Genomic DNA, 17,443 nt, shown 5'->3' on the forward strand with positions numbered 1-17,443 from the left:
GTTGCCAACTGGCCGAGCGACAGTAGCAACAGATTCCTCCCGTCAGCGCTCGCGTTGTGAATTCGAAAGCGGCTTCGAATCTAGTTTCCGTCGTCGTACTCGTACTCGTCTTCGGGATCCTCTACGCCTTCCGTCCGGGAGCCGACCCAGGCGCCGAGGGAGAGTCCGTACACGAGGTGACCGGCGTGAAACAGCGCGAGTTCGTCGTTCTCGAGACGGACGCCGAGCAGTTCTTTCAGCATGATCTGAGAGCCGAACGCGGAGAGCGCCATCCCGTAAACCGATCCCCAAACGAGTCCTCGCTGTTCGGCTTCGATCGATCGTTCGGCATCGAGAAGGGCGAACAGCGCGCCGAAGATCGCCCCGGCCTGGACGCCGTAGAGGACGTGCAACGCGAGTCCGGCGATCGGATGATCATCGGGATCGCCGCCGGAGACGTACTGCGCCCAGAAGTTCGCCGACGGCGGCAGGGATCGCATGATCGGCAGGCGAAACGCGGTCATAATCAGCGTCGCGATGAATCCCGCCTGCAACCCGCGAACGGTGGCTCGAGCCGCGTGTTCGGCGCGTGATTCCGCCTCGATACTCGGGGGAGGGTCGTCGGCTCCGCTCGACGAGGCCAGTCGTCGTAATCGGTCGGGTACGGACATGTGGTCTCGAGGACCGATCTACCACGGACCTCGACTTAACCGTCGGGGTGTGAGACGGAACGCGATCGGTCATCACTGGTGTGTGGCGGACGGCCGAGAGCGTCCAACGCGTGATACGGATTCCTGTACCGATGTCCCGGCGGTGAGTCGAACCGTGTGAGACGAGTCTCGGTGGAGGAGTACAGCGAGTCCACCGTTGCAACCGCCGCCCCGATCTACCGGCGCAACCGCCCCTGGGTCGTGGTTGTGCCGGAACTGACGGACAGTAAACCGTATGAGACACGGGATATTTACTACGGCTCCGAGAACGACCCCTCATGAAATTCGGACTGCTCAGTACGGCTGGAATCGCTCGAAAGTCGTTTCTCCCGGCGGTCGAGTCGACCGACCACGAGGTGACTGCGGTCGCCTCCCGCGACGTCGAACGCGCTCGGTCGTTCGCCACAGACCACTCGATCCCGACCACGTACGACGGCTACGAGGCGCTGTTCGACGACGCCGACGTCGATGCGGTGTACATTCCGCTTCCGAACGGGCTTCACGCGGAGTGGACGAAACGAGCGGCCGACGCCGGTATCGACGTCCTCTGTGAGAAGCCCCTGGCCGTCGACGCCGAACAAGCTCGCGAGGTCGTCGACTACTGTGCGGACCGCGACGTAACGCTGATGGAGGCGTTCATGTACCGCTATCACCCCCGAACCGAGCGCGCGGTCGAACTCGCCGACGAGGAACTCGAGGGCGTCTGTTCGGCGACCGCATCGTTCAAGTTTCCGCTGTTCGACCAGCCGGGAGACATTCGCCTCTCGCCGGATCTCGCGGGTGGGAGCCTGATGGACGTCGGCTGTTATGCCGTCTCCGCGGTTCGACAGTTTCTGGGCGAACCCGACCGAGCGTACGCGTTCGCGGCCGACTCGAAAAACACAGGTGTCGACACCGAACTCGCGGGGGTCCTCGAGTACGAAAGCGGCGCGTCTGCACGCGTGGCCTGCGGATTCGACACGCAGATGGTCCAGCGCTACCGCGTGGAAGGGAAAAACGGGTGGGTCGAGGCCCGGGACGCGTTCAACCCCTCGAGCCAATCGGTCGAACTCGAGTACCGGATCGACGGCCGCCACGCCGTCGAGACGTTCGATCCGGTCGACCAGTATCGACTCGAGGTAGCGGAGTTCGTCGCGAGCGTCGACGAGGGGCGCGAACCCCGAACTGGCGGTTCGGAGGCGATCGCGAACATGAGAGTTATCGATGCGCTCTACCGGAGCGCCGAGAGCGAGCGATCGGTCGCGGTCTGATCGGAGCACTCAGCAACCGTCCAACTGAGACGGTTTGCTGTAACGATGTTCCGGCGGTGAGTCGAACCGTGTGAGACGAATCTCGGTGGAGGAGTGCAGCGAGTCCACCGTTGCAACTGCCGCCGGGTCGCGGTTTGCCGGAACTGACTGACAGCAGACCGTATGAATGCGGGCGGCTGGGACAACGTACTTTTGCACGTTCGGTCCGAACGGAGGGCTATGACGACGGTCGAGCGAAAACTCGAGGCGGCGCGGGCCGATCTCGCGAGCCACGACGGCGTACTGATCGCGTTCTCCGGCGGGGTGGACTCGAGCGCGGTGGCCGCGATCGCCCACGACGCGTTAGGCGACGATGCGATCGCCTGTACCGCTCGGAGCGAGACCCTCCCCGAGGCCGAACTCGAGGACGCCAGACGGGTCGCCGAGGAGATCGGCATCCGCCACGAGATCGTCTCCTTCTCCGAACTCGAAAGCGACCAGTTCGTCGAGAACGACGACGACAGGTGTTATCACTGCCGGACGATGCGACTCGGAGAAATGCTCGAGACGGCCCGCGAGTTCGGCGTCGAGACGGTCTGTGACGGGACTAACGCCGACGATCCCGGCGCGGGTCACCGTCCCGGCCTCCAGGCCGTCGAGGAACTCGAGATTCACTCGCCGCTTTTAGCCCACGACGTCTCGAAAGCGGAGGTTCGAGAGATCGCCGATCACTACGGGCTCTCGGTCGCCGATAAGCCCTCGATGGCCTGTCTCTCCTCGCGAATTCCGACGGGGCTCGAGGTCACCGAGGAACGACTCACGCGCGTCGAACGCGCCGAGGCGTTGTTACGCCAGTGGGGGTTCGACCAGTTCCGGGTGCGCGACCACGACGGGCTCGCCCGGATCGAGGTCTCACCCGCGGAACTCGAGCGAGCGCTCGAACTCGAGTTCGTCGAAACCGTCCGCGAGGAGCTGTCGAATCTCGGGTTCGACCACGTCACGCTCGACCTCCACGGCTACCGTACCGGGAGCGTGAGCCCGGAGAGCGCCGATCCCGTCGTCGAAGACGTCTTCGCCACTCGATCCGAAACCGACGATTGAGACGGGGTCCTGTACCGATGTCCCGGCGGTGAGTCGAACCGTGCGAGACGAGTCTCGGTGGAAGGAGTGCAGCGAGTCCACCGTTGCAACCGCCGCCCCGATCTACCGGCGCAACCGCCGCCCGGGTCGCGGTTGCGCCGGAGATGACTGACAGTAAACCGTATGAGACGGATTTCGAACTGTTTACCGGGGAACCCGGACGCGTCTGTGGTCTCTCCGGTATTGATTTACAGCGGAGCGTATGAAACGGCCCAGTGGCCCGACCGACCGGCACAGATCACGGGGCGGACGCGGCCGCGCTGAAATCGGCCGACCGCAGTCTGTCCAGCAGGCCAGTGTGGCTCCGATGGAAGCGACCTCTCCGATCGTTCGGAACGGAGGAATGGACGCGAGCATTCATCCAGAATATAACCAAATTACGGGCAGGAAACCCACCATTGAGGGGATTGCTGAACCAACGTCCGGGAATATTGCACAATGCGATACGAACGTGACTCTCGGATTGGTATACCAGACCGATGGACGCCGACGTGCCGCCCGAGTGGGACACCGAAGCGTGTCGGACGTACACCCCCGCCGACACGAACCGAGAGATGCAGTATCGAACGTATCGTCACGTCTCGGGTGACCTCCGCCTGAAAGTCGCTCCGGCCTCTCTCGACGGCGACGAGCATCCGGGTTACGCGCTGACGGCGACCTGTTACCCCGGCCTCGAGTTTGCCGAGACGATCCAGGTCAGGACCGTCCTGACCTTCGAGCGGTGTGAACGCATCACCCGGAAGTTCATGGACCTCTTCGCCGCTAGCTACGACGGCCCGGGGTCGCTCGAGGACGCCGTCGACTACGCCTACGAACGGACCAGAGATCACCGGTGATCCGGCGGGCGACGCCGACCAGATCCGGTCGTCGATCCGTTATTCGCCGAGATTGAGCAAACGCGACGCGTTTGCGATGGTCGGCGAGTCGACGACTGAACGAGCGAGGCGACGTGAAGGAGGGACTCATCGGGAGGGCGCTATTCGTCGCTACCGTCCTCGGAATGACGGGAGTCCCGTTTTCGAGGATACCAGACGTGAACGCCGTAGAAGTACGCTATCGCCGGTATCGCCGCAACGAGGACAAAGAGAATCAATACAACCGTCTCGATCATAACGCCTGAATAGTTCGGAAAGCATAAAAATTTGAGAGAAGGCGCGCGTGAGCGAAAGTCGAAACTGGCCGTGAATCCGTCAGTCGTCCGAGGGGGCGGCCGAGTCGATCGCGGCCGCCGCGGACTCGGTTTCGGCGAACGGATACCACGATTGCTTGGCGTCGGCCATGTACGGCGCCTCGAAGTCGGTCTCCTCCGGTTCACAGAACTCGACGAGCTGTTCGGTCCCCGTCGCCTCGACCCACTGGCGGAACGTCTGTCCGTCCTCGCGGTGGGCCGCAAACGCCTCGAGCAAGTTCTTGATCGCACCGGGTGCCTCGTCGGCGGGCACGCGCTGTTGGACCCACTCGACGAACGAGGGAGTCTCGCCGACGCCGCCGCCGACGCCGATGTCGAACGCCTCGACCATCTCGTTGTTCTTGCGGGCGCGCATCCCCTGTAAGCCGATGTCGGCGGTCATCGCCTGGCCGCAGTCGGCCGTACAGCCGGAGTAGTGCATTTTGATCCGTTCGACGTCGTCGGGGAGGTCGACGTTCTTGTTCAGCCAGCGAAGCATGCGGGCCATCCGCCCTTTCGTCTCGGTCAGCGCTATCGAGCAGAACTCCGTGCCGGTACACGCCATCGCGCCGCGCTCGAACGCGCTGGGTTCGGGCGGATACTCGGCGAGCAGGGGTTCGGCGAGCAGGTCTGCGACATCGTCCTCGTGGACGTCGACGACGACGGGGTTCTGCCGGCGGGTGAGCCGGAGTTCGCCGGAGCCGTACTCGTCCGCCAGATCGGCGAGTTCGATCGCGTCTTCGGCGGGTAGCCGACCGATCGGAACGGAGAGACCGACGTAGTTCAGCCCGTCCTGTTTCTGGTCGTGGACGCCGACGTGGTCGTGTTTGCCCTCGTCGACGGACTTGCCGGCGTTGTACGTGTACTCCCCGCGGAAGTCTTCGCCCGCGGTGTGGAGGTCGATATCGACGTACTCCTCCTGGAGCGTCTCGCGGATCTTTTCCATGCCCCAGTCCTCGGCGAAAAACCGCGAGCGATTCTTCGAACGGTTCTGGCGGCCCCCGTAGTCGTGGTAGAGTTCGACGAAACCGCGACAGACCTCGTAGGCGTTCTCCGGACGGACGAAAATGTCGAGTGACGTCGCCGCCCGGGGCTTTCGACCGCCGAGTCCGCCGCCGACGCGGACGTTGAACCCCTTGACCGTCTCCTCCTCGATCTCCTTTCGCGCGGGCTCGAACCCGACGTCGTTGAGCGAGTCCTGCGCACAGCCCGATTTCGTCCCCGTAATGGAGATGTTGAACTTTCGGGGCATGTTACAGAGCGCGTCGTCGCCGCGGATCTCCTCCTCGAAGCGCTCGAGCAGGGGACCGGTTTCGACGTACTCCTCGACTTTGCCGTGGAGAGCGGAACCGGAGATGTTGCGCATCGTGTCGCCGCCGGCCGACCGGGAGTGGACGCCCACCGACTCGAGTTTCTCCCAGATTTCGGGAACGTCCTCGAGTGTGAGCCAGTGAAGCTGGATCGACTGGCGCGTGGTGAGGTCGATCCAGCCGTTGCCGAACTCGGGGTTCTCGACGGGACCCGTCGCGTAGTCGCGAGCGACCTCGGCGATCGCACGAAGCTGTCCGGGCGCTAAGACGCCGCTGGCGTTGGTTAACCGCATCATGAAGTACGACTCCTGGCCGTCGCGCTGGTGGAACAGTCCCCAGAACTTGAACCGAGTGAACCAGGTGTCGCGTTCGTCCTCGGGAATCGCCTCGTAGCCACCGTTTTCGGCGAACTCGAGGATGTGCTCGCGAACCTCGTCGCCGTAGCAGTCCGCTTTCTGTTCTTCTTTCTTATGCACCATCGCAGATCACCTCACTCCCGACCGAACAAACCGATACGAACAGGCGCGATTTGCTTCCAAACATCTCGTAATTCACGTTTTGTAGCCACGAGTCTAAACCATATAACGGTATTCGTTTACAAAACAGCTATTTTTCCCCACTTTTGAAAGTGTGCGTGGAATGTACAATGGGATATGGACTGTACTAGGACGTATGCAGCAACTGTGGGCGGGACCACGGCGCGATCGTTCGACTGGTGGTGAGGGCCAGTTTCGGGGGCCGATAGCGCTCGGTAGCCTCCCAGGGGACAGATCCAGAAGAAAGGCGACGGTACTCCGGGCGAGTTCCGAGAACGATCAGTCGTCGGCCGGCACCGGAGTGCCCGACGGAACGGCCGTCGACTCCGATCGGTACAGACTGGTCGCGAGGCCGAGCGAGAGGAGGCCGAGGAGAAGGTAGATGACGAACCCGGTCGCGTAACCGGTGACGCCCTGGACGTCGACGATTAGCCCGAGTATCGGCGGAACGACGAACCCGCCGAACGCCCCGAGCCCGCCGACGAGTCCGGACGCACCGCCGACGGCTTCAGGAACGTACTGGGGGAGCAACTGGTAGATGGCCGCGCTGGCGATTCCCAGCCCGGCACCGAGAGCGACTGTCGCGACGATCGCGGTGTAGAGATCCGAGGTGACCATGAGGACGAGCGTCGAGAGCACCACGAGTCCGAAACTCGCCATCGTCGTCTCCTCGCCGCCGAATCGGTCGCTTACCGCGCCGCCCGAGGCGCGAAACAGTGCCGACAGGAGCGTAAACGTGAGCGCACTCACGACCCCAGCCATTCGCAGGTCCAGCCCGTGGAAGTTATACCAGTAGACGGGAAACCACGTCGTGAGCGCGAGGTAGCCGCCGAAGGAGACGAAGAACATCCCGGTGAGCATCCACGAGCGACGAATCTTCGCCGCTTTGCGAATCGACTCCATCGCGTCTCCGCTCGGGAACAACTCCTGTCCGTTCTCCTCGGCTCGGGCTCTGGCCTCGTCAGCCTCGAGGCCGCGTTTGCGATACTGGAAGTACGGCGAGTCGACGGCGAGGACGACGAAGACGATCGTCCCGAACAACAAGAAGACGAACCAGGCGGCGTACGTACCCGTGAGTCCGACCGCCCCCAGCGCGAACGGCGAGACGATCGTAAAGAGACCGGGGGACGTCGTGCCGAGCCCGGCGAAAATTGCGAGCATCGTCCCGCGACGGTCGGCGGAGTACCAGTACGCGGTGTCGGTGATCCCGACGGAGTACGCGGCGATCCCACAGCCGCTCAGTGAACCGAACAGGAAGATCAACGGATAGTGGACGATCGTCAACCCGTTCGGGTACGCCGTTGTCAGGATGGCGAGCAACCCGGCCATGCCGACGACGGAGAGTCCGAGCAGGATCGCAAACGGCTTCTTCGAACCGACGCTGTCGGCCCACGCGCTGAACGGAATGCGAAGTAACGACCCCGTCAGCTGTGGTGCGGCGACGAGAAGACCGAGCATGACGCCTGAGAGCCCGAGCAACTCCTCGAACTCAGTTGCGACGGGACCGTAGACGACGACGCCGGCGAATCCGACGAAATAACCGAACGTCAGGATCGTAAGCGCACGACGGGGAGTACCGCGAATACTGGAGTCGCCGGCCGGTGACTCCCGGCGTGAGATCTCGCTCATGGTTCGACGGAGCCCCGCGCCGACACTGGGTGCGTCGACGGACGATCATACGCCGATGCGAAATATTGCAACCCGAACGTGTTGTATTTCACACCTTTTGTCCACGTTATTGATCCGTAAAACCATATTCGTTTACAATTTGGGAAGGAGACATACAATTCGTCGATGGACGGAGCATCTTCAATCAAATATGGACGATATTAGGACGTTTATTCGGAGAAATCGACCCGAATTTGTACTGTTTCAACGTCGGTCGCAGGTTGTGACGGAGGAACAGGCGTCGACTTCACCGACGGGCCGACAGTATCAGCGCAAACGGTGTGTACACCGATCGCACAGCTCACGGGTCGTCGCTCCCGTTCGCCCGTCCGCGGATTCGAGTGACGCGAGAGCCGCGCTTCCATCGCGCGATCGAGTGCGTACAGACGTTCAGCTACTGTACGCACTCGCGTCGGCGATCGGACTGTGCTCGCGTTCCGCCGGCGCCTCGAGTCGAACCGCACACTGTTTGAAATTCGGCTCCTTCGAGCGCGGATCGACGTCGGGGAGCGTGAGATCGTTGACGTCGGGATGATGAATCGGAAGCCAGACCACGCCGTCGGGGATCGACTCGTCGGACTCGACGCGGACCGTGAGGGCGGCCCGTCGCGAGACGACCCGACCGTATCGGTCGCCGCGGTCGTCACCGGAGAGCGCGTCGAACGTCGACGAGTCCACGCCGAGTTCCCCGGCCAAGGCGACGGCCGTCGCGGGGCTGACGCGGGCGACCGGCGGTTCGTCCGCCCGAGTTCTGACACCAGTGTTGTACGCATCCGGCCGCCGGGCGGTCGTCAACGTAAGCGGGTACGACTCGTCGACGGGCTCGGGTAACGGTCGCGCCTGGCCCGTCGAGAAGCGCGCGCGACCGGAGGGGGTCGGGAACGACCACGATTCGACGTGAGTGCTGTCGCCATCGTCACCGGTATCGTCGTCCGTCCCCTCCGCTCGCGCACCCCCGCCCTCGTAGTAGCGGTAGTCGACGGAGACGTCCGGCTTCGGTGCCGGCCACCGAACCGCGCCCTCCGCCTCGAGACGGCCGTAGCTGATCCCCGAGAGATCCGCGGGCGTGCCGGCAGTCAGCGCCGCCAGTTCGTCGAACGTCGCCTCCGGTTCCGGAGAGTCCTCGAACAGGCCGGGCGTGACCCGGTCGGCGAGTTCGCCGATCAACTCGAGGTCGGTTTTGACTCCCGTCGGCGTCTCCGTCGCCGCTCGAACTCGGGAGACCGTTCGCTCCATGTTGGTCGTCGTTCCCTCGGACTCGCCCCAGGTCGCCGCCGGCAGGACGACGTCGGCGAATTCGACCGTCTCACTGTCGAAGGCGTCCTGGACGACGAGGAAGGCGTCCTCGAGTCGGTCCGCGACGCGAGTGGCGTCGGGCATTCCGGCGACGGGGTTGGTCGCCACCGCGTAGACCGCTTCGATCCCGTCGTCGACCGCCTCGACGATCCCGACCGGCCCCGGTCCCGGCTCGTCCGGCAGTCTAGAGACGGAAACGCCCCACGTTTCCGCGACCGCCGCTCGGTGGATCGGATCGTCGAACGGACGATGGCCGGGCCAGGTCCCCTTCGACGAGCAGACACGCGTCCCCATCGAGTTCGCCTGACCGGTCAGCGAGAACGGACCGGAGCCGGGCCGGAGGTTACCGGTCGCCAAACAGAGATCGACCAGCGCGCCCGCCCCCGCTGTACCGTTGACGCTCTGGTTGATCCCCATCCCCCAGTAGACGAGCGTCGGCGATTCGAGCGCCGCGGCCAGTCGATCGACGTCCGCCATCGAGACGCCGGCGCGTTCGGCGGCCGCGGCCGCGTCCGGAAGCCGAGCGCGCAGGTCGTCGAACCCGTCGGTTGCCTCGGCGACGAACGACTCGTCGACCCGGTCGGTCTCGATTACGCGGGCCAGGACGGCTCGAGCGAGTGCGAGGTCCCCACCCGGCTCGAGCGGGACGTGATGATCCGCGACCTCGACTGTCTCGCTCTCGATTGGATCGACAACGATCAGTTCGGAGTTCTCGTCGTCGGAAGAGTGGTTTATCCACCGGAACAACACCGGATGGGCCGCGGCCGGGTTCGCACCCCAGACCAAATGGGTCTCGGCCTCAGGGACGTCGTCGTACGTCGGCGGCGGCGCGTCGCTGCCGAAGGCGTCGTAGTAGGCGGTGACGGCGGAGGCCATACACAGCGTCGTGTTCGCGTCGTAGTACCGCGTCCCGAACCCGCCGCGGGCGAGTTTGCCAAGCGCGTAGGCCGCCTCGTTCGTCTGTTGGCCGCTCCCGAGGACGGCGACGCTATCGGGGCCGTTCTCGAGGGCGGTGTCGAGGCCTTCAGCGGCGCGCTCGAGAGCCGTTTCCCAGGTCGTCGCCACGAGTTCGCCGTCGCGACGGACGAGCGGCCGAGTGAGCCACTCGCCGTCCGGATCGGCGGTCTCGCTGATCCCCCGCTGGCAGGCGAGTCCATTGTTGACCGGGTGAGCGGCATCGCCACGGACGACGTCGAGCCCGTAGCCCTGCTCGACCGGGCGCTGGACGTGTCCGCAACCGACGGCACACCGCATACAGGTCGTCGGCACGAGATCGGTCACCGCGACCACCTCGAGCGGCGACGAACGAGAGAGGCGTGTGATTTACAATCACAACACACAGCAGAGATTTTCTCCAACATCATCCGATATTCCACGTAGTGAGAGAACATTCGAGCGTACTAAACCATAACCATTTACATATGCCCATATTCTGTGCACGAATCTGTCGCTTCGACAAATATGGGGATGGATGAGGGACAGTATAAGGGAGTAAAACTCCGATCAGCCGACTGGAAGTAGACGAACAGCAACGGGACTCGATCGGCCCTCGAGAGTATCGTAGCCGATCGAGAACGAACTACTCTCGGCCGACCCACTTCAGGATCAGGAGCGTCCCCTCGAACAGACAGATCATCGTGATCGCAACGAGGATCGGCGCCATTCCGGTCGGATCGAACGCGAACATAAACGAGAGGCCGAGAAAGCCCGCCCAGAAGTACAGCCGCTTGTCGGCGAGCCACCGTCGCGTCGTCACGCCCATCATGATCGCGAGCATGATGAAAAGCGGGATCTGGAAGACGATCGCGAGGAGACCGGTGAGCGTGATGATCATGTCGAACGTCTCGCCGAGAGCGTACGCGATCCCCGCGCTTCCCTCCGCGTAGAACGTAAAGTACTGAAAGAGGATCGGCAAGACGAGCACGTACGAAAACAGCATGCCGACGCCCGCCAGAACGACGCTCGTCGGTACAGCCGCCAGGTAGTACTTTCGCTCGTTAGGGTACAACCCGGGACGCATGAACTGGTAACACTCCCAGACGAACACCGGAAGACCCACCATGAGACCCAGTAACGCCGAGAGCTTGATCCGAGTGAGCCACAGCTCGAGTGGGTGATAGACGTGTGGCGGTGGCACCTGGTCGATCTCGTAGGGAAAGACGTTGAGCCAGACGTACTCGATGGCCTGGGAGGCAAACAGCAGACCGAGCGCGGTCCCGGCACACGCAAAGAGCAAGACCTTGGCGAACCGGAGGACCATCTCCTCGATGTGGTCCGCAAGCGGCATCTCCTGGTCGTCCGGCGGCGTCGAGATACCGCCGACGTCCTCGTCCGGGTCCGGATACTCCGGATCGCCCGATTCTGGCTCGTGACCGCCGACGACGCCTTCGCCGTCGGTCTCGAGTGGCGGTTCCTCGTCCGCTCCCGTCGACTCCTCCGGCGCGTCTTCCGCTCCTGTCGACTCCTCCGCTTCCGCCGCATCCTCCACGGCATCTTCCGCTCCCGTCGACTCCTCCGTCTCTATTGGCTCGTCCGCGTTCGCATCCGTATCCGAATGCGGCCGCTCGTCGGGGGTCTCGCGTGGCTCTTCGGGAGTATCCAGGTCCCCCTTCTCCGGCGGCTCCTCCGACATCTATCGAGATATAGATAGGCCGCCGGTTATAGGCCTTTTTCTTACGAGCACCGGGAGAGAGTGACAAGGCGGAGGCGATCAGTTCGCCCGAACCCCCGTTTCCTACTCGAAAGGTTGATAACCGGATGTCAGTTACCCAGAGACAGGATATGAGTTCTGCCGTCGGCGAGGATACCGTCCAGACCGTCGCGGCGGGTCGGGAAACCCTCGGTACGCTGCTCTCGAGCGCGCAGACGCATCTTCAGAAGGTGTTCATCGTCTTCGTGATCGGCTTTATCGGCACCTTCTACGCCCTGCGAATCTGGATCTGGGACTTCCTCGAGGCGACGGCGACCGCCGAGATGGAGCCCTACGTCGCCGATTCGACGGATCTCATCACTCGAACGCCGTTCGAAGTCATCCTGTTACAGGCCAAGATCGGTATCTTCGTCGGGATACTCGTCGCGATCCCTGCCTTGCTCTATCTTTCCCGGAAAGCGTTGCGCCGGCGCGGGTACGACAGCGTCGTTCCGATCTCGAAGCTGTATCTGGCCGGCTTCGCCGCGAGTTCGTTCGTCCTGTTCTGTGGCGGCGTCATCTACGCCTACGGGATCTTCTTTCCCTACGCCTTCGACTTCCTGGCGTCGAACGCCGTCAGCGCGGGCGTCAAACCCAGCTTCGGTATCACGGAGTTTACCGAGTTCATCGCGCTGTTGACGCTGTCGTTCGGCCTCGCCGCCCAGCTTCCGTTGCTCATGGGCGTGCTTTCCTACACCGAAATCATCCCCTACGAGACGTTCCGCGACAAGTGGCGCCACGCAGTCGTGGGCGTCACCGTCTTCGGCGCGCTGTTTTCCCCGCCGGATCCGTTTACGCTCATCATGTGGGCGATGCCGATGGTCGCGCTGTACATCTTCAGCCTCGGTCTCGCCAAGGTCGTCACGAACGTGCGCCGACGCGGCGCCGCCGAGACGGACGGAACCGGTGCCGGACACATCAAACGACTCATCATCCGGTTCGTCGCCATTCTGACCGTCACCGCCGTCGCCACCGCATCCGTCGTCAATCAGGGCGGCTTCCAGTACATGGAAGAGTCCATCTACCCGCTGTTCCCCGCGATCGTTCGCCCCGACGACGGCGGCACCCTCGAGGCGGTTGCCATCGAGTACGGCCTGCTCGGCGACGTCGCGGTCGGGGTCGCCATCGCGGCCGGCGTCGGTCTCGTGCTCTTGCTCGGCTACACGATCCGCGTGTTGCAGGCGCCGGTCTACCCCCGCGAGGACGACATTCGCCAGGCCGACGACCCCGAGGACGTCGACTTCGAGACGCTCGCGGCCGACGACGTCGAGGAGGTGCCCGCACCGGTCTTTCTCGCGATGGAAGAAGAGGAGGCCCTCGAATACTCCCGAGAGGCGATGTACGACGACGACCGGGAGAAGGCGAAAGCGATCTTGAACCGATTCGACACGCTCCAGGCGGAAGCCGCCGAATCGGAGGCGGCCGGCGACTCGGACGCCGGTACCGGGAGTTCCGACGGATCGACCTCGAGCGCACAAGCCGACGAGGACGATAGCGTCTTCGCGAGTACCGCCGCTGGAATGCTCGATCCGTTCACCGACGAGGAGACGACTGAGGACGACATCGGCGGCTACGCCTACGATATCGCGTTCGTCTTCAACAGCCTGACGTCGAAGATGTTCCGCATCGTCGGCCTGTTTATGCTCGTCATGGGCGGGACCTTCTTCTGGCTCTACAGCGGCGGTCTCGGCCGGGTGCTCGAGACGTTCCTGGCCCGCGTTCCGGACGAAGTCCTTCAGGAGGTCGCGCTCCGTAACGGCGTCGATCCCGTCGGTCTGACGTTCCAGGAACTCGTCATGCAGATGGACATCGTCATCGCGCTCCATCCGGTTGAGGTCCTCATCTTCGAGGTGAAGGTGAGCGTGCTGGCGGCGATCGTCGCCGTCCTCCCGTTGGTGTTGTACTACGCCTGGCCGGCGCTAAAAGAGCGCGGACTGGTCTACGGCGACCGGCGCATCTTCGTCGTCTGGGGCGGCTCACTGCTGGGTGGGTTCGCGTTCGGGACCTACCTCGGGTTCTTCTGGATCGCGCCGGCAGTCATCTCCTATCTCGTCTCCGACGCGATCACCAACGGGATGGTCGTCTCCTACCGCATCAGCAGTTTCTTCTGGCTCGTCATCTTCACGACCGTCGGTATCGGATTCCTCTTCAACATCATCGTCACGATGGCGCTCTTTCACGTCGGCGGCATCGTCAGCTACCGGTCGATGCTCGCTCACTGGCGTCCAGTCGTCGTCGGCGTCTTCGCCGTCGCGGCGATCGCGAGCCCGAAGGGAATCCTCACGATGTTGCTGTTCGCCATCCCCATCGCGCTGACGTACGTTATCGGGCTCGCCGTCCTCTACGTGCTCACGGCCGGCGGCCGACTGTTCGGCGGCAGCGGCGGCGGACCGACGATCGACGACGGGTTGCTCGGACGGTGAACTGATCTTCTCGCCACGTCGTTCGATGCCGCCGCCGTCCTCGAGACGGGGCGAATTAAGCACCTCGCGTTCGAATCCCCCGCTATGCCCAAAATCAGCGTTGAGATCCCACAGGAACTGCTCGACGACCTCGACGCCCACGTCGGCGACGACGGCAAGTACGTCAACAGAAGCGACGCCATCCGCGCCTCGATCCGCAAGAACCTCGATATCTTAGACGAGATCGATGCGCGACACAATCGCCTCGAGACCGAAGAGTAACGGACGCCGTCAGCCGGACGGTCCACGGCGTCATACGGTTTCCTGTCAGTCAGTTCCGGCGCAACCGCCGCCCGGGTCGCGGTTGCAACGGTGGACTCGCTGCACTCCTCCACCGAGACTCGTCTCACACGGTTCGACTCACCGCCGGGACATCGGGACAGGAATCCGTATCAGTCCCGGTCGATCCGCTGGGCGAACCCGAAGTTCGGCTTGACGTCTTCGACGCGGACCGAAACGGTCTCTCCCGCCTCGGTCGCCGGGACGAACAGCCGGTAGCCCTCGACGGAAGCGATACCGTCGCCCTCGCTCCCGACGTCGACGATCTCGACCTCGAGTTCGTCTCCTTCCTCGAGGGGTGCGGTGATACGCCCCTTTCCGATGAGATAGATCTCGGAGGACTCCTGGCGCGAGGCGTCCGGGCTCGTCGCCCGAACGTATTTGAACTCCTCCTCGAGATCTTCGCGAAACGCGTCGACGTCCGGCCCGTCGAAGACCTTCACGACGAAGTCACCGTCCGAATCGAGCAATTCGAGTGCCGTCTCGAACGCCTGGCGCGCGAGGTGGAGCGATCGGGCCTGGTCGAGCGAGTACTCGCCGGAGACGTTCGGCGCCATGTCGGAGACGACGGCGTCGACCGGGCCGCCGGCTCGAGGGGCCGACTCCCCGTCGTCACCCTCGTCGACCGCTCCGCCCGCGGCTTCGACGACGCGCTCTCGCGTTCGGTCCTGGGTCATGTCGCCGCGAATCGTCTCGATGCGATCGGCGAGATCGTCGTCCTCGAGGTCTTTGATGCGCTGGAGGTCGACGCCGATCACCGTTCCGTGGGGACCGACCTTCTCGGCCGCCACCTGGAGCCACCCGCCGGGGGCGGCCCCGAGGTCGACGACGATGTCGCCCCCGGAGATCACGTTCTCGAGGTCGTCTAACTGTTTGAGCTTGTAGGCCGCCCGACTGCGGTAGCCCTGCTGTTTCGCCTTGTTGTAGTACTGATCGCGCCCGGTCATGGGGACGTCACCGGATCTGGCGATCCGTATCGACCGCGGATCGTCGGCGAATTCGCGTTCATACACAGTGTGACGCGGTCGACCCGGAAAGACTCGTCGGATGAGAAGTCAGCCGTTTCAAAAACGTGGTTCTTGCAGACACTCGGAACGGATCCGGTGATCGACCTCGTGTTGCGACAGTAGCTACTGAAAATCGTTGCTACTCGACCGTAGACGGATCTAGATACGATAGCAAGGCTTCCGCAACTCGCCCCGAAAATTCGTCTGAGACCGTACCCTGCATCCCGACAATGTGCGTCTCGTCTTTCAGCGTCGCCACCGACCACGGAAGGACGTAACTCTGCGTCCGAGGTTCACCACGAGCCCACGCACCGCTCGGCACTTCGAAACTTCCAGGATGATGCGACTGTGTGGTGAATGCGACCGTGATCGACTCTTCATCGGAATACGGGAGTTTCTCCGCCGACACGACCAACCACGGTCGCGGATTCCCACCGCCTGATTTGAACGGATCGGGAGCCCACACGACGTCGCCTCGTTCGGCCATCGCCTAGGCCCCCTCGCTATCGTCCTCGTCGAGTTCGTCGATCGGATCGACTGCGGTTTCCATCCACTCGTCGACTTCCTCGTCGGAGAAGCCGCCATCGATATCGTCGGCCGTCGTGGCACCGAGTAATCCGGCGGAGACCGTAGCGTGTTCGGCGTCGGCGATCTTCCAGTAGCGGCCGCGGTGCTCGACCAACCCGCGCCGTTCAAGTCGCTTGAGCGTCGGGCCGACGCTCCCTCGTGGTACATCGACGGCGTCGACGATCTCGCGCTGGCGGAACGCCGTGTCGGCGTTCTCGAGGAGGAACCGATAGATCCTCCCCTGTGTCGTGTCGGGTGTGAGGTCAGTGGTGGGGGTATCCTCGTCGATCGTCCGGAACTCGTCCTCTGGAATCGGCATTGTGTATCAGTTTGTATCGTTCAGTATTAATCCTTATCGGTGGTCGCGACGCTGACTCTGCAGGTGGACGTAGACGACGAGAGACTCCTCCCCCAACGACGAGGGCACCATTACGTACCGGGTCAGCAAGCGGTGAACCCGCCGCTCGAACGTCGACTCGACGTTCCAGCCCGCGTCTCGAGCCGCCTCGGCCCAAGGTCGGTCGGCGACGACGGCCCGCCAGGCGAGCCTCCGCGAGCGATAGTGTGGTGGCTCGTCGAGGTCAAACGTGGCGAGGATATCGGGCCTCCCGTTGAGGAGTCTCCAGCCCCGCGGGGGCCCTGTTCCAGTTCGATCCGGATTCACGAAATTCGGTGATCGCGTTCCCGGAGAGCGGGTGTTTTCTTCACGCTCTCGAGCGAACGCGTTCGTATGCCAACCGTCCTCGAGACGCAGATTCGAAACCGATTTCGCGTTCAGCCGAACCACGCGAACAACAACGACACTCTTCACGGCGGGAATCTCATGAAATGGCTCGACGAGGTCGCCGCCATGTCGGCGATGCGCTTTGCGGGCGAGACCTGCGTCACCGCGCAGGTGAACGAACTCGACTTCGAACGTCCAATTGGAATCGGCGACACGGCACTGGTCGAGGCCTACGTCTACGGTGCAGGCCGGACGAGCGTCGACGTCGCGCTTCGGGCGTGGCGCGAGGAGCCTCGAACCGGGGAGGCTGAGAAGACCACCGAATCCTCGTTTACCTTCGTCGCGATCGACGAAGACAACGCGCCAGTTCCCGTCCCTGACCTGACCGTCGAGAGCGACGAGGGCGAACGGCTTCGCGACCGGGCGCTCGAGGCGAACTACTGACCGTGGACTGCGGTCGGACGCTTCGTTACCGGGCGATCGAACTGGCATATCGTAGCCACTGAACGTCATTGCACACCCAATCGCCAGACGAAAAGCGCGGTTCGGAGCGTGCGCGGTTCGGAGCGTACGCGGTTCGGAGCGTGCGCGGTTCGGAGCGTGCGCGGTTCGGAGCGAGCGCGGTTCGGAGCGAGCGCGGTTCGGAGCGAGCGCGGTTCGGAGCGAACGGAGTGAGCGA

Annotated in this window: 16 protein-coding genes and 1 pseudogene; 7 read left to right on the top strand and 10 right to left on the bottom strand. The window is 63.5% G+C overall.

Annotation, left to right across the window (positions count from 1 at the left end; translation table 11 throughout):
- Window positions 1-80: 80 nt before the first annotated feature.
- The gene (locus AB7C87_RS13790) at window positions 81-650 is read right to left on the bottom strand and encodes a DUF6789 family protein (RefSeq protein WP_369730051.1); all 570 of its coding nucleotides are present in this window, start codon (window positions 648-650) and stop codon (window positions 81-83) included.
- Window positions 651-821: 171 nt separating this feature from the next.
- Between AB7C87_RS13790 and AB7C87_RS13795 the strand changes: the two genes are divergently transcribed.
- From AB7C87_RS13795 to AB7C87_RS13810, 4 genes are all read left to right on the top strand, one after another.
- Window positions 822-971 (top strand): hypothetical protein, encoded by a 150-nt coding sequence (locus AB7C87_RS13795; protein ID WP_369730052.1) that lies wholly within the window; start codon window positions 822-824, stop codon window positions 969-971.
- On the top strand, window positions 968-1,939 hold the full coding sequence (locus AB7C87_RS13800; protein ID WP_369730053.1) for a Gfo/Idh/MocA family protein: 972 nt from the start codon (window positions 968-970) through the stop codon (window positions 1,937-1,939). The genes AB7C87_RS13795 and AB7C87_RS13800 overlap by 4 nt, the downstream gene beginning before the upstream one ends.
- Before the next feature lie 219 nt (window positions 1,940-2,158).
- Window positions 2,159-3,019 (top strand): ATP-dependent sacrificial sulfur transferase LarE, encoded by an 861-nt coding sequence (larE, locus tag AB7C87_RS13805; RefSeq protein ID WP_369730054.1) that lies wholly within the window; start codon window positions 2,159-2,161, stop codon window positions 3,017-3,019.
- Window positions 3,020-3,537: 518 nt separating this feature from the next.
- Window positions 3,538-3,894 (top strand): hypothetical protein, encoded by a 357-nt coding sequence (locus AB7C87_RS13810; protein WP_369730055.1) that lies wholly within the window; start codon window positions 3,538-3,540, stop codon window positions 3,892-3,894.
- A 140-nt stretch (window positions 3,895-4,034) separates the two neighbouring features.
- Here AB7C87_RS13810 and AB7C87_RS13815 read toward each other — a convergent pair whose 3' ends face one another.
- The 5 genes from AB7C87_RS13815 to tatC all read right to left on the bottom strand — a co-directional run bounded on the left by AB7C87_RS13815 (window position 4,035) and on the right by tatC (window position 11,668).
- Entirely contained in the window at window positions 4,035-4,169 is a 135-nt protein-coding gene (locus AB7C87_RS13815; protein WP_369730056.1) for a hypothetical protein, read from the bottom strand.
- Window positions 4,170-4,248: 79 nt separating this feature from the next.
- On the bottom strand, window positions 4,249-6,015 hold the full coding sequence (locus AB7C87_RS13820) for a nitrite/sulfite reductase (protein ID WP_369730057.1): 1,767 nt from the start codon (window positions 6,013-6,015) through the stop codon (window positions 4,249-4,251).
- A gap of 336 nt (window positions 6,016-6,351) precedes the next feature.
- Complete coding sequence (locus AB7C87_RS13825) at window positions 6,352-7,701, bottom strand: MFS transporter (protein WP_369730058.1); 1,350 nt, start codon at window positions 7,699-7,701, stop codon at window positions 6,352-6,354.
- Between the two features lie 429 nt (window positions 7,702-8,130).
- On the bottom strand, window positions 8,131-10,317 hold the full coding sequence (gene nasA, locus AB7C87_RS13830) for an assimilatory nitrate reductase NasA (RefSeq protein WP_369730059.1): 2,187 nt from the start codon (window positions 10,315-10,317) through the stop codon (window positions 8,131-8,133).
- Between the two features lie 298 nt (window positions 10,318-10,615).
- Window positions 10,616-11,668 (bottom strand): twin-arginine translocase subunit TatC, encoded by a 1,053-nt coding sequence (gene tatC / locus AB7C87_RS13835; RefSeq protein ID WP_369730060.1) that lies wholly within the window; start codon window positions 11,666-11,668, stop codon window positions 10,616-10,618.
- A 149-nt stretch (window positions 11,669-11,817) separates the two neighbouring features.
- On the opposite strand from tatC, the gene AB7C87_RS13840 reads away from it, so the two are divergent.
- Both AB7C87_RS13840 and AB7C87_RS13845 read left to right on the top strand, forming a co-directional pair.
- Entirely contained in the window at window positions 11,818-14,148 is a 2,331-nt protein-coding gene (locus AB7C87_RS13840; protein WP_369730061.1) for a twin-arginine translocase subunit TatC, read from the top strand.
- 84 nt (window positions 14,149-14,232) lie between these two features.
- Window positions 14,233-14,409, top strand: a complete 177-nt coding sequence (locus AB7C87_RS13845) for a ribbon-helix-helix domain-containing protein (protein ID WP_369730062.1) — start codon at window positions 14,233-14,235, stop codon at window positions 14,407-14,409.
- 170 nt (window positions 14,410-14,579) lie between these two features.
- Here AB7C87_RS13845 and AB7C87_RS13850 read toward each other — a convergent pair whose 3' ends face one another.
- The 4 genes and pseudogenes from AB7C87_RS13850 to AB7C87_RS13865 form a co-directional block, all read right to left on the bottom strand.
- On the bottom strand, window positions 14,580-15,413 hold the full coding sequence (locus AB7C87_RS13850; protein WP_369730063.1) for a 23S rRNA (uridine(2552)-2'-O)-methyltransferase: 834 nt from the start codon (window positions 15,411-15,413) through the stop codon (window positions 14,580-14,582).
- 199 nt (window positions 15,414-15,612) lie between these two features.
- Window positions 15,613-15,960: a type II toxin-antitoxin system PemK/MazF family toxin gene (locus AB7C87_RS13855; protein WP_369730064.1), complete on the bottom strand. Its 348-nt coding sequence runs from the start codon at window positions 15,958-15,960 to the stop codon at window positions 15,613-15,615.
- Between the two features lie 3 nt (window positions 15,961-15,963).
- Window positions 15,964-16,359: a winged helix-turn-helix domain-containing protein gene (locus tag AB7C87_RS13860; protein WP_369730065.1), complete on the bottom strand. Its 396-nt coding sequence runs from the start codon at window positions 16,357-16,359 to the stop codon at window positions 15,964-15,966.
- Between the two features lie 33 nt (window positions 16,360-16,392).
- Window positions 16,393-16,596: pseudogene (locus AB7C87_RS13865) on the bottom strand (hypothetical protein); the annotation flags it as partial.
- A gap of 174 nt (window positions 16,597-16,770) precedes the next feature.
- Between AB7C87_RS13865 and AB7C87_RS13870 the strand changes: the two are divergent.
- A complete protein-coding gene (locus tag AB7C87_RS13870; RefSeq protein ID WP_369730066.1) occupies window positions 16,771-17,208 on the top strand; it encodes an acyl-CoA thioesterase in 438 nt (145 codons plus the stop codon).
- The last annotated feature ends 235 nt before the right edge of the window (window positions 17,209-17,443 follow it).

Origin of the sequence: Natrarchaeobius versutus (assembly GCF_041205745.1) — an archaeon.
GTDB classification, from domain to species: domain Archaea; phylum Halobacteriota; class Halobacteria; order Halobacteriales; family Natrialbaceae; genus Natrarchaeobius; species Natrarchaeobius versutus.